Raw genomic sequence first — 19,184 nt, 5'->3', positions numbered from 1 at the left:
TCCCCATGTCACCGGTTCCGAACGCGGTCGTCGAGTACGCGTCGAGAGTTCCGGATCGGTTCTGGCTCGCCCTGATCGTGCTGGGCATCGGCCTGATCGCGGCGTACCTCGTCGGCGTGATCAACCGGCGGCTCCTGACGCGGGCCGGCGTCCCGGACGCCATCGAGGGGACTGCCTTCGAGCGCACCGTCCAGGAGTTCGACACGTCGACGGTGAACATCCTGGCGAAGCTGTCGAGCTACTTCATCGTCGCCGTCGCGATCATCGTCGCGCTCACCGTCGCGGACGTCAACTTTCTCGAACGCTTCTGGTCCTCGGTCGCCTCGTTTCTCCCCCAGCTGTTCGTCGCCGTGTTCGTCATGATCGTCGGCGTCGTCGTCGGCGACAAGGCGGAGCTGCTCGTCGCCGAGCGGCTCCGCGGGATCAAGCTCCCCGAACTCGGCGTGCTGCCGCCGCTCGTGAAGTACAGCGTCGTGTACGTCGCCGCCCTGATCGCGCTGGGACAGGTGGGCGTACAGACGCTCGCGCTGGTCGTTCTCCTGGCGGCGTACGCGTTCGCGGTCGTGCTGTTCGCCGCGCTCGCGACGAAGGACCTCGTCGCGAGCGCGGCCGCCGGGGTGTTCCTCCTCCTTCGGCAGCCGTACGGCGTGGGCGACGAGGTCAAGGTCGTGGGTCAGCGCGGGGTCGTCCAGGAGGTCGACCTATTCGTCACCCGGATCGAGGCCGACGGCGAAGAGCACGTCGTCCCGAACCACTCGGTGTTCCGCGACGGGATCGTCCTCGTTCGCGAGTGAGGGGTGGGAGCGAACCCGCTCGGTTCCGATCGCTCGATCGTTCCCACGCCGTGGGAGCAGCTGTCACGATATAACCCGCCGGGGAACGGAGGACCACTCATGAGCCACCACGGCACCGACGGCGCCTGCGTTGGGTGGGACGCGAGCGGGTGCGAGGGCACGGTCCACTGTCCGCCCCGGTGTCCCCGGTTCGTCGACAAGGAGGGCGCGCGCTGGACGGTCCGGCCCGCGGTCGACGAGGACGAGCGGTTCCTCGTCGAGATGTACGAGCGGTTCGGTCGCTCGGACCGCGCGCAGGGGCTCCCCCCGGTGAGCCGGAGCCGGCGAGTCGAGTGGGTGCGAGCGATGCTGACCGAGGGGAGCAACGTCGTCGCGGAGCGGGGCGGCGAGCCCTTCGGCCACGCGATGTACACGCCGACCGACGCGGCGGTCCCCGAGCTCGCCGTCTTCGTCCACCCGGACGCACAGGACCGCGGCGTGGGGACGGAACTGTGCCGTCACGTGATCGCGGACGCTGCCGCCGCGGGCCGCGAGGGGATCGAGCTCCACGTCGAGACCGGCAACCGCGCCGCCCGGAGCGTGTACCGGACGGTCGGGTTCGAGGTCGTCGAGCGTCGAGGCGACCTCCGGATGCGACTCGACCTCGACGACCCGATCGCGACCGAGGTCCGCTGGCCGCCGATCGTTCGGGAGGGATCGGCGGAGCCGCCCGCCGGAGTTCCGTCGGGCGACACAGCGTCCGTGCGGCCCCCAGCGGACGACTGATCGCGCCGTTCTGCCTGCTCGGCGGCCGCGACGCCCGCTCCGGGCCGCGACGCCCCCTCGCCGGAGCCGACGCCTGAGCACACGCGATCACCACAACCGTTAGGCATCACCGTCCCCAGGCTACCGTAACCGTGGACGACGCCATCGAGTGGCTGCGGGACCGGCCCTTCTACGAGGGACAGATCGCCGATCACCGCCGCCTCCCCGCCCGCGAGCCCGCGTTCGGTGACGTCGACCTCGCGCCCCGGATGGCCGACGCCCTCGCGAAGGCGGGGATTGACCGCCTCTACCGCCACCAAGCCGACGCGATCGAGGCGGTTCGCGGCGGCGACGACGTCGTGCTCGCCACCGAGACGGCGAGCGGGAAGTCGCTCGCGTACGCCGTCCCCGCCTTCGAGGCGGCGATGGACCACGGGGGACGGACACTCTACCTCGGACCGCAGAACGCGCTGATCGCCGACCAGGAGGAGAGCCTGAGCGAGCTCGCTCACGGGCTCGGCTTCGGCAGCGGCGTCTCGGTCGAGTCGTACACGGGCCGGCTCTCGCGGAGCGAGAAGCGCGACGTGCGCGACCGCGAGCCGACCGTCCTGCTGTCGAATCCCGACATGCTCCACTACGCGCTGCTCCCGTACGCCGGGCGCCTGTGGGAGTGGTTCTTCTCGTCGCTGGAGTACGTCGTGATCGACGAGGTGCACAGCTACCGCGGGGTGTTCGGCTCGCAGGTCGCCATGACTCTGCGTCGGCTGGCGCGGACCTGCGAGCGGTTCGGGTCGAGCCCGCGGTTCGTCTGCTGTTCGGCGACGATCAACAACCCCGTCGAACACGTCGCGGCGGTGACCGGCCGCGACCCGGACGGGGTCGCCCTCGTCGACGAGGACGCGTCGGGTCGGGGGCCGCGCGACTGGGTGCTGTGGAACCCGCCGGAGTACGACGACGACTGGGCCGAGCGCGGGAGCGGCCGCCGGAAGTCGAGCCACACCGAGAGCAAACGGCTCTTCTGTGACCTGGTGACCGCCGGCGCGCAGACGCTGGCGTTCACGCGGGCGCGCCAGACCGCGGAGCAGTACGCCACCGACAGCGCCAGCGACCTCCGGGAGCGCGGCGAGCGCGAGCTGGCGAGTCGGGTCGGCGCGTACCAGGCGGCCCTGACGGACGAGCGCCGCCGGGAGATCGAGGCCGACCTCCACGCGGGCGAGCTCCGGGGCGTCTGGTCGACGAACGCCCTCGAACTCGGCGTCGACGTCGGGGGACTCGACGCCGTGATCCTGGACGGCTACCCCGGTACGCGGATGTCGGCTCACCAGCGCGCGGGGCGGGCGGGGCGCGGCGACGACCCCGCGCTGGTCGTGCTGGTCGGCGGCGAGGACCAGCTCGACCAGTACCTCATGCGAAACCCGGACGACTTCTTCGAGGCGCCGCCGGAGGACGCGATCTGCGACCCCGAGAACGGTCAGCTCCTCCCCAACCACGTCGCCTGCGCGGCCGATGAGAGCTGGCTCTCGCCCGACGACGAGCGCTTCTTCGGCGCGTCGTTCCCGGGCGTCGTCGCCGACCTGACCGACGAGGGCGTCCTGGACAGGCGGGAGACCGCCGACGGGCTGCGGTGGACCCACGCCGGGCCGTCGAGCCCGCAACAGTCCGTGAGCCTCCGGACCGCGGGCGACCGCGAGGTCGACCTGATCGACGCCTCGCGGAACGAGACGGTGGCCTCCCTCGGGTTCGGCGACGCCCTGCGCGACGCCCACCCCGGCGCGATCTACCACCAGCAGGGGCGCACCTACGAGGTGACGGCGCTGGACCTCGACCGCGACGTGGCCGAGCTGCGGTCCTCGTGGGCCGACTACTACACGCAGCCGCTCACCGAGAAGCACGTCGTCGTGAACGAGGACCTCGCGGAGCGGGCGCTCGCCGCGCGCGCCGACGTCCCGGTCCGGTTCGCGGACGTGACGGTCACCGAGCGGATCACGGGGTTCGTCCGGAAGGACGCCACGACCGGCGACTCGCTCGGCGAGTCGACGCTCGACCTGCCGGAGACGACGCTCCGCACGAAGGCGCTGTACTTTCCGGTTCCCGCCGACCTGGAGTCGGAGATGCGGGCGATCGGGAGCCGTGAGGGGAGCGACGGACACACGGAAGCGGCGACCGACGGCGGCGAGGAAGCGTCTGGGGACGGAGCGAGCGAGGCCGCACCCGACGGCGAGTACGCCTTCAACGGCGGGATCCACGCGGCCGAACACGGGCTCATCTCGCTGTTCCCGTTCCACCTGCTCTGTGACCGCGCCGACGTGGGCGGCCTCTCGACGCCGTACCACCCGCACACCGATGCGCCCGCGGTGTTCGTCTACGACGGCTACCCGGGCGGGGTCGGGCTCACGCGCCGGGGTCACGAGCGGATCGAGGAGCTGCTGGCCCGCACCGCCCGGCTCATCGACGGCTGCGACTGCGAGGGCGGCTGTCCGGCCTGCGTCCAGTCTCCCCACTGCGGCAACGCCAACGACCCGCTCGCGAAGGCGCCGGCGGTCCACCTGCTGGAGGCCCTCTCCCCCGTTCGCCGGCACAACTGACTTGCCGTGGCCGGCCGAGGTGACTACATGGCGTTCGACCTCGACGACGCGACCGATCCGGCCGCGGTGGCGATGGAGTGGCTCGTGCTCGGCGCCGCGTACTTCCTCCTCCTGTTGTTCCTCATCGGTGTGTTCGACCTGTTCCTATCGCTGTACCGACTGCTCGTCGCCGGCAACTTCACCGACCCGAACGAGGTCGTCGGGCTCCTCGACAGCGTCCTCCTCCTGCTGATCATCGTCGAGGTCCACCGGACACTGGTCGCGTACGCCAGGGGTAAGCCCGTCCTCCGGATCGTCGTCAGCGCGTCGATCATCGCGGTCGCCCGCCGCGCGATCAGTTTCCGCCTGGAGGACTACGGGACGGGCGAGGAAACCCTGCTGGCCGCGCTCTCTATCGCCGTGCTGGTACTCGCGCTCACCGTCGGCTACTTTCTGCTCGACCGCGTGAGCGTCCCCGGGCGACCGGAGCTGTAGGCCTCGTACCCGTCGCCGTGTCCGTGTTGCCGGCGCCCGCCGCCGGTGCTTTCACGGTACTCGCACCCGTGCGGATCCCATGGAGCTGTTCTGGCACCGGCGGGACCTCAGGATCGCGGACAACGTCGGGCTCGCGGCCGCGGCCGACCGGGACGAGGTCGCGGGCGCGTTCGTCTTCGATGACGACGTGCTCGCACACGCGAGCGACGTGCGGGTCCGCCGTCTGCTCGACGGTCTCGCGGCGCTGCGGGAGGACTACCGGGACCGCGGGAGCGACCTCCTCGTCGCCCGCGGCGACCCGGAGACCGTGCTCCCGGAGCTGGCCGAGGCCCTCGACGCCGACCGCGTCGTCTGGAACCGGGACTACTCGGGGCTCGCCCGCGAGCGGGACGCTCAGGTCCGGAAGGCGCTCAACGCCGTCGGAACCGACCGCGAGGCCCACCACGACGCGGTGTTGCACACGCCGGACTCGATCCGCACGAACGCCGGCGACCCGTACTCGGTGTACACCTACTACTGGCGGAAGTGGACCGACCGCGAGACCGAGCCGCCGGCGCCGACGCCGGGAGCGAGCGACCTCGTCGACGCCGACGCGCTTTCGGCGGCGGTGAGCACGGACGGCGGCGCCCTCGCCGACGGCGGCGTCGCGACCGACCGCGTCGTCGTGGGGGACCTGCCCGCGCCCGCCGATCTGGGCTTCGCGGAGCCCGAGGCCGACGTCGGCCCCGCGGGGACCGAGGCCGCCCGCGACCGCCTCGACGCGTTCCTCTCGGAGGCGGTGTTCTCGTACGACGCGGAGCGCGACTACCCCGCTCGCGAGGCGACCTCCCGGATGTCGGCGTTCCTCAAATACGGCGAGATCGGCGTGCGAGAGGTCTACGAGGCGACGGAGCGCGCGAGGGCCGCGGCGGAAGAGCGGGCAGCGGCCGACGGAACGGCTGGAGCGGACGGAGACGGGGGAGACGGCGACGACGAGGAGGGCCCGGTCGCCGCGGTCGAGGAGTACCAGCAGCAGCTCGCGTGGCGGGAGTTCTACGTCCAGGTGTTGTACCACAACCCCGAGCTGGTGACGGAGAACTTCAGGACGTACGAGGAGGGGATCGCGTGGCGCGACGACCCCGAGGAGATCGCGGCGTGGGAGCGCGGCGAGACCGGCTACCCCATCGTCGACGCCGGGATGCGCCAGCTCCGCGCGGAGGCGTTCGTGCACAACCGCGTGCGGATGGTCGTCGCCTCCTTCCTCACGAAGGACCTGCTCGCCGACTGGCGGCACGGCTACGACCACTTTCGGGAGCACTTGGCGGACCACGACACCGCCAACGACACCGGCGGCTGGCAATGGGCGGCCTCCACCGGAACCGACGCCCAGCCCTACTTCCGGATCTTCAACCCGATGACGCAGGGCGAGCGGTACGACCCCGACGCGGAGTACATCAAGCGATACGTCCCCGAACTGCAGGGGGTCGACGCCGACCGCATCCACGAGTGGCACGAGCTCTCGTCCACGCAGCGCGCGAACGCGGCGCCCGACTACTCGGCGCCGATCGTCGACCACTCGGAGCGCCGCGAGGCGGCGTTAGCGATGTACAAGCGGGCGCGCGGCGAGGACCCGGACGAATGAGCGGGCGACGATGGATACGGAGTCGCTGTGACGGCGAACACCTCCAAAGCCCCAGCCCCGACGGCTCGCACGCCTTGTTTCGCGCCTCACTCAGTCACTACCGCTCCGTCACTGCGGTGCTTACTGTGGCGTGCTTCGCCCCGCGGCTGCCTCTTTGAGTCACACCCCATCTCGCACAGCACCGCGCCTCACACCTCCCCAGCCTCGCCGCTCACGCCCTACGGGCGTTCGCGGCGTCCCTCGCGCGTGCGCCTCGCGTCCTTCGGGCGCTCGGCGGCACGCGCCACCGCGCCGCGGTTTTATTTAAAACAGCGCCTCGCTCTCGTCGAGGACGCGCGCCGGGCCGCCGACCTCCCAGACGTCGGTGTCGACGCCGATCTCGGCGATCCTGCCCTCCACGTCGTCCGCGTGGTCGGCCAGCGTGTTCACGTACACCGAGGCGCCGGTGTCCGTCGAGAAGTAGACGGGGACGCCCGCTTCTCGAAGCTCGCGGACCGCGTTGAACACGGCGATCGTCTCCGGCTGCCAGTACACCCAGCCGGCGGGGCCGGTCATCGTGGTGGCCGTCAGGGAGAGCGAATCGTGCTCGGCCGTCTCGAAGATCCGGTCGAAGTCACCCTCGCGGAGGGCGTCGGTCATCTCGACGAGCTGGTCCTGCACGTGGGCGGTCCGCGCCTGCATCATGTGGCTCGCGGCCGCCTCGCGGTGCGCCTCCTCCGTCTCCTTGTACGCGGGGACGTGCGCGGCGACGATCCGGAGGTCCTCCTCGGGGTCGAAGCCGTCCTCGCTCACGCCGACGTCCAGTCGGTGCGAGCGGCAGTCGTCGTCGTTGAGGCCGGCGTCGAGCCGGGAGTACGCCCCGGTGACTGCGCGGGCGGCCGAGGAGGAGCCCCGGCGGGCGACCGTGGAGACCTCGGGGAGCGTCAGATCGAGCCCCGCGGCCTCCACGAGGGCGAGCGCGGCGGCCGCGAACCCGGACGACGAGGAGCCGAACCCGATGTTGGACGGGAAGGAGTTCTCGCTCTCCAGCCTGACGGCGGCGTCGACGCCGGCCAGGTCGCGCACGTGCTCGACGACCATGTCGATGCGCTCGGCGGCGCGCCCGTCGACCTCCTCGCCGCCGATGACGTACGCGTCACCGCTCGCGTCGGGCTGCCACTCGACGGTCGTCGTCGTCGCGGTCGGGGCGGTACAGAGGCTGATGCTGTCGTGGTACGGGAGCCGGAGCCCCGGGTCGCGCATCCCGTGGTACTTGACGAGACCCTGGATCGGGTGGGCTCGCGCGGTGGCCTTGCCGGTCATACCTCGAGACGCGTTCGGCGTACGATTAGTCGTTGCGATGGGCGGGAGACGGAACGATGCCCGAGGGAGACGAGCGACCGCCCGCGACGACCCCTACGTCCGCTCGCCGATCTCCTCGCGCAGCACCTCGGAGACGACCTCGCCGTCGGCCTTCCCGCGCAGCGCGCCCATCGCCTCGCCCATCAGCCCGGAGAACGCGCCCATCCCCTCGGCCTCGACCTGGTCGGCGTTGCGCTCGACGACCTCGACGACCGCCTCGCGCACGTCCGCCTCGCTCACGCCGGAGAGCCCCGCCTCCTCGACAGCCTCGGCCGCCGAGAGCTCCGGGTTCGCCGCGAGCGTCGTCAGCACCTCGGGGACGCCCTCCTTCGCGAGGTCGCCGCCCTCGACGAGGTCGAACAGCGCGAGGAAGTGGTCGTCGGTCAACTTCTCGACGGACGCCCCCTCGCGGCGGATCTCCGTCGTCGTCGACTCCAGCGTCGACGCCGCGAAGGTGGGGTCGACGCCGCGGTCGACCGCGGTCTCGAACAGGGGGAAGCGCCGCCCGAACGCGACCTGCTCTGCGAGCCCGCGGTCCAGCCCGAACTGCTCGACGTAGCGGTCGGTCTTCTCGTCGAGCAGCTCGGGGCGGTCGACCTCGGTCGGGTCCGGCTCGACCGGCGGCACGTCCGTCTCCGGATACATCCGCGCGGCGCCGGGGAGGGGCCGGAGGTACCGCGTGGTCCCGTCGTCGTTGGCGCCGCGGGTCTCCTCGGGGACGCCCTCGATGGCGGCGGCCGCGCGGTCGGCGGCGGCCTCGATCGCGAGGTCGGCCGTCTCCGGGTCGGCCGCGACGATCGCCACCGCGTCCTCGGGTCCGGCGCCCACCGCCTCGCGGAGGGCCTCGACCTCCGCGTCCGTCACGCCGTACGCCGGAAGCTCGTCAGTGTGGAAGATCCCGCCCGCGCCGTGGCGCTTGGCGTGATCGGAGAGCTCGGTGCCGAGCCGGCGGTCCGGCTGAATCTCGCGTCCCACGAGACCGTCGAAGCCGAAGAGGGGGACCGCGGTCACCGTCCCGCCCGAGTCGAGCGCGCCGCGAATGACACCCGAGTCGGTGTCCGCGAAGACGTCGGTCACGTCGACGACGTCGCCCACGCTCGCGTCGCGCTCGCGGAGCTCGTCGCGGATCGCGAGCAGCTCGGCCTGTCGACCGACCTCCTCGCGGACGATGTCCTCGATCCCCTGCAGGTCCTGTACGCCCTTCACCTCGACGCGGGCGCCGTCGGCGATGGAGACGTTCACGTCCTGGCGGATCGTGCCGAGCCCGCGCTTGACCGCTCCCGTCGAGCGCAACAGCATGCCGATGCGCTCGGCGGCCTCGCGGGCGCCCTCGGGGCTCCGGATGTCCGGACCCGTCCCGATCTCCACGAGGGGGACGCCGAGGCGGTCGAGCGAGAAGACGACGCCCTCCTCGGTCTCCTCGACGCGCTTGGCCGACTCCTCTTCGAGCATGAGGTCGGCGATGGAGATGGTCCCCTCGCTCGTCTCGATCGCGCCCTCCTGGCCGAGCAGGATCGACCGCTGGAACCCGGAGGTGTTCGAGCCGTCGATCACGAGCTTCCGCATCACGTGCGCCTGGTCGACGACGCTCACGTCGAGCAGGTCGGCGATCTGGAGGGCCACGGAGAGCGCCTCGTCGTCGACCCGGCGGGGCGGCTCGTCGTCCTCCTCGACGAGGCAGGTGGTGTCGTACGCGAGGTAGGTGAACTCGCGGTCGACGCGGCTCTCCTCCATCGCCGCGTCGTCGAGCTCGCCCAGCTCGCTCTTCGTCGGATGGAGCCGGCGTGTGAGCTCGCGGTCGGCCGCCTCGGGGTCGCGTTCGGTCGTCGGGGAGTCGCAGAACAGCTTCGTCTCCGTGTCCAGCTGCTGGTGGATCTCCAGGCCGGCGACGAGCCCCAGCTCCTCGTGGTCGTACTCGGGGGTCGCGTCCGTACTCATTACGCGCTACTCCGGCAGGCCGGAACTAAAAGGGTGGCAGTTCGCGGGAGCCGCCAGCGACCGTGAGAAAGAGCGTCGGAGAGCGATACTGACGACACGGTTTATAAGTGAACTCGGTGGTGGCGCGCCTCCGAGCGGGCCACCGGCCCGCGAGGAGCCCGCGAGGGAGTCAGTCGCCCGGAGCAACGCGGAGGGCGACTGACGAGGCTGGGGAGGCGTGAGGTGCGGGGCGGTAGCGGGTGGGCGGGATTCAAAGGGGCAGCTGCGAGGACGAAGACGGGCGACACAAGGACCGCAAGGAGGGAGCGTAAGCGACCGACTGAGGACCGCAGCGAGCCCATCGAGTCCTCGCGGCTGGGGCTTTGGAGGTGTTCATCGTCGATCCGTGATCAGCAATTTATAAGCGAACGACCGCGGCTTTGGAACCACTCGCCATCTCAGCGCCCAGTATAAAGTAGCCACTCCACGCGTAACGGTCGAAAGGAATTGTGCGTGGGTGCTGTCGTAGAGACAACACCGTGCATCGTGGGGGTGGACCCCGTGCGATGCGTGGGACCGGATTTGAACCGGCGGACCTCTACAGGACAGCGCCCTCAACGCTGCGCCGTTGGCCTGGCTTGGCTACCCACGCTCGCGGCGTTCTGTCGCATCTCCACGTATCCTTCCCCCGATTAAAAGCCCTTCCATTCGGCAGTGGGGTGTCGGGCAGTGACATCGGAATCGGGGCCGAGGGCGCCGCCGGAACCGGCACGCGTTTGGGGACGGAGTCCGTCGGACGCGTCATGTTCGAGTGGGCCCGCGAGAACGTCCCGCTTCTGACCGCCCTGTGCTCCGTCGTCGCGCTCGCCGCGGTGTTCGGCGCCGTCGGCGGCGCGATCCCGAGCGCCGTCCTCCCGCGCGCGAGCGACGCCGCGCTCGCCGCGATCCCGCACTTCAACGCCGCCGTCTCCGCGACCGCCATCGCCACCATCCTCTTCGGGTGGCGCGCGATCTCCCGCGGGAACGTGCGCCGGCACCGCGCGCTCATGCTGACGTCGTTCGGGCTCTTCGTCGCCTTCCTCGCCGCGTACCTCTACCGGCTGATCCACGTCGGCACCGCCGAGTTCCCCGGTCCGGAGACCGCCTACACCTACCTCTACCTCCCGTTCCTCGGGATCCACATCCTGCTCGCGATCGCGTGCGTCCCGTTCGTCTTCCACGCGCTCCTGCTGGCGGCGACCCGCCCGTACGAGGAGCTGTACCACACGCGTCACGCGCAGGTCGGCCTCGTCGCCGCCGTCCTCTGGCTGATCTCGTTCACGATGGGGATCGGCGTGTACGTCATGCTGTACCACGCGTTCTGAGGTACTCGGTGACGGCGCCGTCCACGCCGACCACGCTGACGGCGCCGACCACACCGACGAAACTTGAAGCCGTCGCCAGCCGTACAGACCGGCGTGCTGTTCGGGACCCATCTCCTCGTCGCCGTCTGTATCGGGTGGCTCTCTGGTCACCCACGAGTTCGACGGCGCCTCGACGACGCACCGGCGCTCTCGACGGCGTGGCTCGTCGGCGGCGCGGCGCTCCCGGACGTCGTCGACAAGCCGCTGGGCGCGCTCAGGGTCGTCGACGTCTATCAGTCGGTCGGTCACTCCGCGCTGCTCGCTCCCCTCGCAATCGCCGTTGCCACGAGGAATCGGCGCCGCGGACTCGCGGCCGCGGTCGGCTGGGGGTCGCACCTCGCGCTCGACGCGCTCCACGTGGTCCTGAACGGCCGGGCGAACGACGCGCTGTTCCTCGCGTGGCCGGTCCTGACGCGGTCCAGTCCGCTCGCGATCCCGCCGGGCGAGTTCGCGCTGTACTACGTCGGGAGCCCCTCTTTTCTGCTCGAAGTCGCGCTGTGGCTGACGGCGCTCGTCGTCGCGTTGCGGTCGCGGTTCGGCGGCGGTCCTGGTCGAAGAAGCGACCGGTGATCCGGGAGCCGTCGCCCTACTTCTCGTTGGTCGCCATCCGGTGGGCCGCGTAGAACAGCGGGACGAGGAGCGCGCCGGCGAATCCGAAGCCGAGCGCGAGTGCGCCGAGGTCGCCCGGAGTGAGATCGCGGCCGCCGTCTCCGCCGTCTCCGCCATCGTCTCCGTCCCCGCCGTCCTCGCCGTCCTCGCCGTCGTCACCGTCCCCGCCATCGTCTCCGTCTCCGCCGTCTCCGTCTCCGCCGTCTCCATCGTCGGGATCGATGAGGTCGTCGTCGACCTCGCCGACGGCGACCGCGCCCTTCATGCCAACCGACTCGTGCGGGACACAGAGGTAGTTGAACGTGTCCCCCTCCTCGGCGTCCTCGAAGGTGTGCTCGAAGGTTTCCCCCTCCTCGTCCACCGGGTCGCCGCTGTCGAACGTCTCGTCCTCGGCGACGACGTTGTGTGCGCCCCCCTCCCCGGTCCATTCCCAGACGACGGTCGCGCCGGCGTCGACGAGGATCGCGGCCGGTTCGAAGAGGAGTCCGCTGTCGCCCGTGCCGACCTCAACGGTGACCTCGTCTTCGCCGGTGTAGTCGACGGTGCCGTCGTAGTTGTCCACGTCGTCGAGCCACCCGTCGTACTGGGCGGCCGCGCTCCCGGTTCCGGCGGCGAGACCGGTCGCGACGGCAGCGCCCGCTGCGCCCGCCCTGAACAGCCCGCGGCGGCTCATCGTGGCGTCGTCGGCGTCGGCGTCGGATGTCATGTCCCTACATCCCGGCGTCGGCGTATTTAAATTCCCGATCGCTGCGTCAGTCGGAGAGAACGACCGCGGCGGCCGTCGGCGCCAGTCGTCCGCGGGCGTCGGATCCGGACCGTCAGTCGTCCGCGGGCGTCGGATCGAGCGCGTCGCCCCCGAGCTCGCGGTCGGTCTCCTCGCCCTCGACATCGAAGGGGTACTCGCCGGTGACGCAGCCGAGACACAGGTCGGCGCGGCTCTCCCCGAGCGCCTCCGCGACGGCGTCGATGGAGAGGTACGACAGCGAGTCGGCGCCGACCGCCTCGCGGATCTCCTCGGTGGAGGCGGCGGCGGCGATCAGCTCCTCGCGGGTCGCCATGTCGATGCCGAAGTAGCAGGGGGCGACGATCTCCGGGGCACCGATCCGGAGGTGTACCTCCTCAGCGCCCGCCTCGCGGACGAGCTCGACGAGCTGTGTCGACGTGGTCCCCCGGACGATCGAGTCGTCGATGATGGTGACCGACTTCCCCTCCACGGTCGATCTGATCGGGTTGAGCTTCAGCCGGACCGCGCGCTCGCGCTCGTCCTGCGTCGGCATGATGAACGTCCGCCCGACGTAGCGGTTCTTCATCAGCCCCTCGGCGAACTCGATCCCCGCGTCGCCCTCCGCGCGGGGCTCGCCGGTCGCGGTCGTCTCGGCCGCGGCGTCGGCGTAGCCGGAGGCGAACGCCCGCCCCGAGTCGGGGACGGGCATCACGACGTCCGACTCCACGCCGGACTCCGCCCAGAGCTTTCGGCCCAGCTTCCGGCGGACCTCGTACACGAGGTTCTCGTCGATGACGGAGTCGGGACGCGCGAAGTAGACGTGCTCGAAGAAGCAGTGCGCGGTGGCGTCGCGCTCGACGAGCTGGTAGGTGTCGTAGCCGGTCCCGTCGGGGTCCAACACGACGAGCTCGCCCGGGCGCACGTCGCGGATCAGCTCCCCGTCGAGGGTGTCGATGGCGGCCGACTCGCTGGCGAGCACGTAGCCGCCGTCGACCTCCCCGAGACACAGCGGCCGGTTCCCGAGCGGGTCGCGCACGCCCAGGACGGTGTCGTCGTGCGCGATAGCCAGCGAGTAGGAGCCGTGGATCCGGTTCATCGTGTGTTTGACCGCCCGGACGAGGTCCTCCTCCAAGAGGTTGCGCGCGAGGTCGTGGGCGATCACCTCGGTGTCGCCGTCGGAGGTGAACGCGTGGCCCGCCGCGGCGAGCTCCGCGCGCACCTCGTCGGCGTTCACGAGGTTTCCGTTGTGCGAGAGCCCGAGCGAGCCGGACTTGAAGGAGACCGAGAAGGGCTGTGCGCAGCTCTTGTCGAGGCTGCCGGCGGTCGGGTATCGGACGTGGCCGATCCCGGTCCCGCCCGACAGCGACGCCAGGTCCCCCTCCTCGAAGGCGTCGCCGACGAGCCCGCGCTCGACGTGGCTGTGCTGTTGGAACCCGTCGTGCGTGACGATCCCGGCGGACTCCTGCCCGCGGTGTTGGAGCGCGTACAGCGCGTAGTACAGCGGCCGCGCGGCCTCGCGGTCGGCGAGCGAGATGCCGACGACGCCGCACTTCTCTCGCGGCTCGTCGACGGTGTGGTCCCCACCGGCGTTCATGTACGCGAGGGTGGGGCGTGAGGCGATAAAAATCCTCGTGTTCGTGGTGCTATCCGGAGTGCGCCTGGGAAATATATCCACGAACACGGATCGAAATCGGTGTGGCCGCGGCCGACGCGTCCGGCTCACTCCCCGTCGACGCACTCGTCCAGCCGCTCGAAGTACCCCTCGCGCGGCACCTGGTAGGCGGCGCGGTAGTCCACGTCGCCGGCGGCGAACCGCGCCGCGACCTCGACGGCCGCGGCCGCGCCCGCCTCGCGGTCGTCGTGCGTCTCCGAGACCGCCTCGACCTCGGGCTCCAAGAAGAGGACGACGTGCCACTCGTCGGTCGCGTACTGGCCCGCGCCCGGGCGGTCGTTTCGCGCGCCGTTCGTGAGGTAGATGGTCGGCAGACACTCGGGGGGGAGGTCGTCGCCGTCGAACACGTCGGGTCGGTAGACGAGGATGGCGCGTCCGCTCGGCTCCTCGTTCCACACCCGCCAACCCTCCGGCAGCGCCTCGAAGCTCATGGGCCGAGTCGGGGGCGGAGGCTTGAAAGGGTCGCGCTCCGGCCGGGGGAGAGCGTCGGTCGGCCGCGACCGTCGAGCGGGCGCCTCAGTCCACGATGTCCGACCCGCCCGGCGGCAGGAACTCCTGGAGCTGGTCAGCGCTCGCCACCTTCCGCACGAACGACTGGTCGGCGAACCGCCCTTTCAGCTCTCGGTAGACCATCATCGCCGCGTCGTTCTGCGCGTACATCCCGGGTTCGAGCGTGACGCTCGTCGCCGCGCGGTCGACGATCGCCGACGGCGGTCCCCCGATGGCCCGCGTGACGGGCTCGCACTGGACGCCGACGGCGACCCGACAGGGGACGTCCTCGAAGTACGTGCGGTCGCCGCGGATCACGAAGCTCCCCTTCTCGATGTACTCGCCGCTCTCGGGCGTCTTCGACACCTGATCGGGCTCGACCATGTACGCGTCGCCCGCGCCGCGACCGTCCTTCCAGTCCGAGGAGTACGAGACGGCGAACTGCGCGGCCTCCCGCAGCGTCTCCTCGGAGAAGTCGACCGGGTCCGCGGACTCTGAGGGTCCCGAGGCCTTCAGCAGCGTCACCGGTCCTCCGTGCGCCTGCGTGTGGAAGAACCGGTCGTGTTTGCCCATGTACTTTTTCACCAGCTCCTCGTTCTGGTCCGCGTTGCGACCGCCGATGACGAGGTAGCCGGTCGACGTGTGGAACCACCGGAAGCGGTCGTACCAGTCATCGGGGCGCCGGATCGGGATCGAGGCGCGCGAGAGCCAGTCGGTCTCGTACTCCGCCTCGTCTTCGTCGCCCTCTTCGTCGTCACCGCTCCCGCCGTCTTCGTCGGCCGCCTCCTTCGCCTCCCACTCCGCTTTTCGCTTCTCGACGGCCTCTAGCTCCCGGCGCGTCGACTCGATGGCCTCCATCGCGCCCTCCCTCTTCGCCTCGATTCGCTTCGCCTCCTGGTACAGCCGGTCGGCGTTGACCTCGACGCCGGTGCTCGCGTCGAGCTCGACGCGGACCGAGTCGCCGTCCCCGTCGCTCTCGTCGCTCCCGTCGTGACCGTCGGCGAGCTCGACGGTCACGGTCCCCGCGCCGCCGTCGACGTCGACGACGGCCTCCGCGGCCGGGATCCCCTGCTCCGCCCCCGCGTCGAGGGTCTCGGCGATCTCCTCCCAGGGGACCTCCGCCTCGCGCGCGTCCCGCACCGTCGAGAGCACCTCGTCGACGAGGTCGTAGTTGGCGTACAGCAGCTCCGCGCGCTCCCGTTCCGCCTCGGCCTGCTCCTCGAACCCCTCGATCGCGCCCCGCTGCTGCTCGATGATCCGCTCCTGCTTGGCGATCTCCTCCTCGAAGTCGGGGCGGGACGGGCTGGCGTCGGCGGGGGCCGCGTCGTCGCCTCCGCCCTCGCGGTCGAGCCGGTAGAAGTACTCGTCGACGGCGGCGTTGAAGGAGTCGAACCCGACGCTGGGGAGCCCCTCGTGTTCCGCGAGCGGGAAGGGCGTGACGTCGACGACGCGGGGGTCCGCGGCGGACTCGCCGTCGTCACCGCCTCCCTCGAGCGCCTCCTCGTACACGCGCGGGTCGACGTCGCCGGAGCGGAGCCGCTCGCCGATCCGTTCGAGCGCCTCGTGGAGCGCGCGGAGCTGGTCGTCCGTCGCCTCCTCGACGGGCGTCTCCTTCTCGACCCCGGCGCGAGTGCACACCTCCTCGGCGTAGAGCCCGCCGAGGTTGAGCTGCGTGGCGAGGGTCCGCACCACGTCGCTGTCGGAGTCGCGCATGTGCCGCTCGAACCCGCCGAGACTCACGTCGAGGGGGTTGAGCCGCGAGGCGGGGTACTCGTACTGCGCGCCGGGCGCGACCGTCCGGGACTTCAGCCGGACCGTCGACAGCGACCCGACGACCTCGCCCGTCTCGTCGAGCGCGGCGATGTTCCCCTGCCCGAACAGCTCGGCGACGAGGGTCGTGTTCTCGTCCTCGCGCTCGAACTCGAAGGTGAGGATCCGGTCGAACTCGTACTGGCTGACGCCCGCGAAGTCGGCGCCGGACATGCGGTTACGCAGCATCTTCGCGAAGTTCGGCGGGCGGCCCGGGGCGTCGGCGACGTGTTCGGGGGCCGCGACGTGGGCGCGTTTGACGTCCCCGACCTCGATCATGAGCTCGACGCGGCCGCGGTCGAAGTCGCGGAGCTTCAGCCGGAGCAGGTCGTCGTCGTAGAGGTACGCCTTGTCGACCTTCGCCCCCTCGTACCGATTGAGCTCGGTGACGAGGGCCGCGAGGTCGATGCTCGACAGCTCCCGCTTCTGGTCCATACACGACAGAGACAGCCGGCCCGGAAAAAGGCGTGTCGTTGTGGGGACGCCCCGAGCGGGGCGCGAGCGACGACGCGGCGAGCGATCCATTGGCGAACGCTCCGTCCCTCGACGGACGAGCACCGATCGGAAGCGGACGAGAGTGCCGTCCGAGAGCGCTCGTGCGGCGTTCCGATGGCGATAACTGACGTATACTATTCCGTCCGACCGACGAAGGGTCGCGTATGACCGCGGCTCCCGTTCCGTCCGAAATATTCCGCCGGGCAGCCGAGGAGGGGAAGCGGCGTCTCGACCAGTCGCTGCTCGAGCTCGTGTCGACCAGTTTCATCGCGGGATTCACGATCGTGTTCGGCATCGTGGCACAGGGGATCGTGCACGCCGCCGTCGAACCGCAGTTCGGGGACGTCGCCCACGTCGTCGGTGCCCTCGCGTTCGGTATCGGAGTGGTACTCTTGGTCGTCGGACGAGCCGAGCTGTTCAACGAGAACTTCTTCGATCCGATGGCGACGATGGCCGAACGGCGGGAGACGGAGATGATCGGGTCGCTGCTCCGCCTGTGGACGCTCACGTTCGTCTTCAACCTCGTTGGGGGCGCCCTGTTCGTGCTCGTGTTCACCGTCGAGGGAGCGCTTCCGGCGGAGGCGGTCGAGGCGTTGGCCGGGAGCGCCGAGGAGATCGCGAACCGAGGACCGCTCGCCCGCTTCGCCAGCGCCATCGTCGGCGGGGCGCTCGTTTCGCTCCTCTCGTTCCTCCTCGTCGCCGTGAACAGCGTCGGAAGCCGTCTCGTGTTGGCCTATCTCGTCGGCTTTCTGCTGGCCCTCGGTCCCTTCGACCACGTCGTCGTCACCCTGCTACACGCGGTCTTCGGGGTACTGTCCGGCGTCCCCCTCGGGTTCGGGACGCTGGCGACCGTCGGCCTCGTCGCGACGGCCGGCAACCTCGTCGGTGGGATCGGCCTGGTCGCGACCACGCACGTCGCACAGGCGATGGGCGCACGGGAGTCGAACGACTAGCGTCGCCGGGGACGGGCGCCGAGCCGCCGACGATCGGGGTTCTCAGAGCCGCTTCGACACGTACGGCCCGTCCTGGTGGTAGCCGAGCTTGTTCCGGTAGTACTCGCGGGCGCCGATCCCGGAGATGACCGCCAGCTTGCGATAGCCGGCGTCGCGGGCGAGCTCCTCGGCGCGTTCGAGGAGTTTCGTCCCGTATCCCCGATGCTGCCAGTCGCCGTCGTCGCCGATGGCGACCTCGCTGCCGTACACGTGAAGCTCGCGGATCAGCGCGGCGTCCTCGAGCTCGCGGCGGACCGCGTCGTCCTCGGTGCCGGGGGCCCCGGGCTGGTCGGGGGCGAACGAGGGGAACCGCAGGCGACAGAACCCGACGAGCAGGTCGCGGACGGGGTCCTCGAACGAGACGAAGTGCTCCGTCCCGCCGCCGGCCTCGTAGGTGAGCACGTCGAGCTCGACGTCGTCGGGGTCCGGGTCGGCGTCGTTGTGGCCGACCTCGCGGGCGCGGATGTCGCGCTGGGTGATCCCCTTCTCTTCCGCCCGCCGATCGGCGAGCTGTCGGAGGTTCGACTTCCAGACGCCGCCCTCGATGAAGTCGGCGGGGATGTCGCGCTGGACGCGCTGGAGCCGCGTGTACTTCGGAACGTGGGCCATCGCCTCGGCGACGACGTCGGCCGCCTCCTCGTTCGAGAGCGGCTCGAACTCGTCGCGTCGCCACCGGTCGTACACGCGGGTCCCCCCGACGACGAGCGTCGGATAGATTTTGAGGTAGTCGGGCCGCCAGTCCGGGTTCTCGAACAGCTGGCGGAAGTCCTCGATACACATCTCCCGCGTCATCCCCGGCTGGCCCGGCATCATGTGGAACCCGACCTTGAACGCGGCGTCCCGCAGGCGGCGATTCGCGCTGCGGGATGCCTCGTTGCCGTGCCCGCGGTGCATCTCGCGGTTGATCCGCTCGTAGGTGGTCTGGACGCCGACCTCGACCTTGGTACCGCCGAGGTCGAGCATGCGGTCGATCTGCTCGGGGTCACACCAGTCGGGCTTCGTCTCGAACGTCGTCCCGATGTTGCGGATCTCGTTGGTCTCGTTCTCCGCGATCACGTCCTCCAGGTACGCGAACTCGGTCTCCTCGGGGTCCGGCGCGAACGACTCGCCCTCGGCGGGCTCGGGCTCCGTCTCGAGGTCGTAGTCGTTCATCGCCTGGAGGGCGCGCTTCACGAACCACTCCTGGTAGTCGTGCGAGCGCGCGGTCATGGTCCCGCCCATCAGGATGAGCTCGACCTTGTCGACCGGGTGGCCGATCTTCCGGAGCTGTTCGAGCCGGAGGGTGACCTGCCCGTACGGGTCATAATCGTTCTGCTTCCCGCGCGCGGCGGCGGGCTCGTGGCCCGTGTACGACTGCGCCGAGGAGAACTCGGAGGCCGGTCCGCCGGGACAGTAGAGGCACTTCCCGTGCGGGCAGAGCTTCGGCGAGGTCATGATCGCGACCGGGGAGACCCCCGAGGCGGTCCGAACCGGCTTCCGCCGGACCACCTCGATCACGTCGTCGCGGGCCGCCCC

The 19,184-nt window shown here is 70.7% G+C and carries 15 protein-coding genes and 1 tRNA gene; 8 read left to right on the top strand and 8 right to left on the bottom strand.

Annotated features, from left to right (window positions below; genetic code table 11):
* Positions 1-5: 5 nt before the first annotated feature.
* From U4E84_RS06040 to U4E84_RS06020, 5 genes are all read left to right on the top strand, one after another.
* The gene (locus tag U4E84_RS06040) at positions 6-794 is read left to right on the top strand and encodes a mechanosensitive ion channel domain-containing protein (protein ID WP_322531195.1); all 789 of its coding nucleotides are present in this window, start codon (positions 6-8) and stop codon (positions 792-794) included.
* Positions 795-893: 99 nt separating this feature from the next.
* Positions 894-1,559: a GNAT family N-acetyltransferase gene (locus U4E84_RS06035; RefSeq protein WP_322531194.1), complete on the top strand. Its 666-nt coding sequence runs from the start codon at positions 894-896 to the stop codon at positions 1,557-1,559.
* A 131-nt stretch (positions 1,560-1,690) separates the two neighbouring features.
* Entirely contained in the window at positions 1,691-4,123 is a 2,433-nt protein-coding gene (locus tag U4E84_RS06030) for a DEAD/DEAH box helicase (RefSeq protein WP_322531193.1), read from the top strand.
* 27 nt (positions 4,124-4,150) lie between these two features.
* Positions 4,151-4,597 (top strand): phosphate-starvation-inducible PsiE family protein, encoded by a 447-nt coding sequence (locus U4E84_RS06025; RefSeq protein ID WP_322531192.1) that lies wholly within the window; start codon positions 4,151-4,153, stop codon positions 4,595-4,597.
* A gap of 79 nt (positions 4,598-4,676) precedes the next feature.
* On the top strand, positions 4,677-6,218 hold the full coding sequence (locus U4E84_RS06020; RefSeq protein ID WP_322531191.1) for a deoxyribodipyrimidine photo-lyase: 1,542 nt from the start codon (positions 4,677-4,679) through the stop codon (positions 6,216-6,218).
* Between the two features lie 303 nt (positions 6,219-6,521).
* On the opposite strand, the gene mvaD is transcribed toward U4E84_RS06020, so the two are convergent.
* From mvaD to U4E84_RS06005, 3 genes are all read right to left on the bottom strand, one after another.
* Complete coding sequence (gene mvaD / locus U4E84_RS06015) at positions 6,522-7,520, bottom strand: phosphomevalonate decarboxylase MvaD (protein ID WP_322531190.1); 999 nt, start codon at positions 7,518-7,520, stop codon at positions 6,522-6,524.
* A gap of 93 nt (positions 7,521-7,613) precedes the next feature.
* Positions 7,614-9,497 (bottom strand): Glu-tRNA(Gln) amidotransferase subunit GatE, encoded by a 1,884-nt coding sequence (gatE, locus tag U4E84_RS06010; RefSeq protein WP_322531189.1) that lies wholly within the window; start codon positions 9,495-9,497, stop codon positions 7,614-7,616.
* A 546-nt stretch (positions 9,498-10,043) separates the two neighbouring features.
* A tRNA-Leu gene (locus tag U4E84_RS06005) sits at positions 10,044-10,128 on the bottom strand.
* 151 nt (positions 10,129-10,279) lie between these two features.
* On the opposite strand from U4E84_RS06005, the gene U4E84_RS06000 reads away from it, so the two are divergent.
* Positions 10,280-10,840: a DUF420 domain-containing protein gene (locus U4E84_RS06000; RefSeq protein WP_322531188.1), complete on the top strand. Its 561-nt coding sequence runs from the start codon at positions 10,280-10,282 to the stop codon at positions 10,838-10,840.
* 63 nt (positions 10,841-10,903) lie between these two features.
* A complete protein-coding gene (locus tag U4E84_RS05995; RefSeq protein ID WP_322531187.1) occupies positions 10,904-11,449 on the top strand; it encodes a metal-dependent hydrolase in 546 nt (181 codons plus the stop codon).
* A gap of 16 nt (positions 11,450-11,465) precedes the next feature.
* Here the strand turns inward: U4E84_RS05995 and U4E84_RS05990 are convergent, their stop codons facing one another.
* The 4 genes from U4E84_RS05990 to rqcH form a co-directional block, all read right to left on the bottom strand.
* Complete coding sequence (locus U4E84_RS05990; RefSeq protein WP_322531186.1) at positions 11,466-12,194, bottom strand: halocyanin domain-containing protein; 729 nt, start codon at positions 12,192-12,194, stop codon at positions 11,466-11,468.
* Positions 12,195-12,306: 112 nt separating this feature from the next.
* On the bottom strand, positions 12,307-13,806 hold the full coding sequence (gene purF, locus U4E84_RS05985) for an amidophosphoribosyltransferase (RefSeq protein WP_322531185.1): 1,500 nt from the start codon (positions 13,804-13,806) through the stop codon (positions 12,307-12,309).
* Between the two features lie 125 nt (positions 13,807-13,931).
* On the bottom strand, positions 13,932-14,315 hold the full coding sequence (locus U4E84_RS05980; protein ID WP_322531184.1) for a DUF5820 family protein: 384 nt from the start codon (positions 14,313-14,315) through the stop codon (positions 13,932-13,934).
* Between the two features lie 85 nt (positions 14,316-14,400).
* Positions 14,401-16,617, bottom strand: coding sequence for a ribosome rescue protein RqcH (gene rqcH, locus U4E84_RS05975; RefSeq protein WP_322531183.1), 2,217 nt, complete (start codon positions 16,615-16,617; stop codon positions 14,401-14,403).
* 224 nt (positions 16,618-16,841) lie between these two features.
* Here rqcH and U4E84_RS05970 point away from each other — a divergent pair, with 224 nt between their 5' ends.
* Positions 16,842-17,630 carry a formate/nitrite transporter family protein gene (locus U4E84_RS05970; RefSeq protein ID WP_322531182.1) on the top strand — a complete coding sequence of 263 codons (789 nt, stop codon included), beginning with the start codon at positions 16,842-16,844 and terminating at the stop codon, positions 17,628-17,630.
* A 42-nt stretch (positions 17,631-17,672) separates the two neighbouring features.
* Here the strand turns inward: U4E84_RS05970 and U4E84_RS05965 are convergent.
* The coding region (locus U4E84_RS05965; RefSeq protein WP_322531181.1) for a tRNA uridine(34) 5-carboxymethylaminomethyl modification radical SAM/GNAT enzyme Elp3 at positions 17,673-19,184 on the bottom strand (1,512 nt) is incomplete at its 5' end.

It is taken from the genome of Halorubrum sp. AD140 (assembly GCF_034497445.1).
In the GTDB taxonomy this organism is placed as follows: domain Archaea; phylum Halobacteriota; class Halobacteria; order Halobacteriales; family Haloferacaceae; genus Halorubrum.
The sequence above is the reverse complement of the archived record's forward strand: the minus strand, read 5'-3'. Positions and strand labels throughout refer to the sequence as shown.

Excerpts from the sequence above, each read along its gene's own strand:
- gatE (WP_322531189.1), bottom strand. The coding sequence starts at position 9,497 with ATGAGTACGGACGCGACCCCCGAGTACGACCACGAGGAGCTGGGGCTC.
- U4E84_RS05980 (WP_322531184.1), bottom strand. The coding sequence starts at position 14,315 with ATGAGCTTCGAGGCGCTGCCGGAGGGTTGGCGGGTGTGGAACGAGGAG.
- rqcH (WP_322531183.1), bottom strand. The coding sequence starts at position 16,617 with ATGGACCAGAAGCGGGAGCTGTCGAGCATCGACCTCGCGGCCCTCGTC.
- U4E84_RS05970 (WP_322531182.1), top strand. The coding sequence starts at position 16,842 with ATGACCGCGGCTCCCGTTCCGTCCGAAATATTCCGCCGGGCAGCCGAG.
- U4E84_RS06025 (WP_322531192.1), top strand. The coding sequence starts at position 4,151 with ATGGCGTTCGACCTCGACGACGCGACCGATCCGGCCGCGGTGGCGATG.
- mvaD (WP_322531190.1), bottom strand. The coding sequence starts at position 7,520 with ATGACCGGCAAGGCCACCGCGCGAGCCCACCCGATCCAGGGTCTCGTC.
- purF (WP_322531185.1), bottom strand. The coding sequence starts at position 13,806 with ATGAACGCCGGTGGGGACCACACCGTCGACGAGCCGCGAGAGAAGTGC.
- U4E84_RS05990 (WP_322531186.1), bottom strand. The coding sequence starts at position 12,194 with ATGACATCCGACGCCGACGCCGACGACGCCACGATGAGCCGCCGCGGG.
- U4E84_RS06040 (WP_322531195.1), top strand. The coding sequence starts at position 6 with ATGTCACCGGTTCCGAACGCGGTCGTCGAGTACGCGTCGAGAGTTCCG.
- U4E84_RS06020 (WP_322531191.1), top strand. The coding sequence starts at position 4,677 with ATGGAGCTGTTCTGGCACCGGCGGGACCTCAGGATCGCGGACAACGTC.
- U4E84_RS06035 (WP_322531194.1), top strand. The coding sequence starts at position 894 with ATGAGCCACCACGGCACCGACGGCGCCTGCGTTGGGTGGGACGCGAGC.
- U4E84_RS06000 (WP_322531188.1), top strand. The coding sequence starts at position 10,280 with ATGTTCGAGTGGGCCCGCGAGAACGTCCCGCTTCTGACCGCCCTGTGC.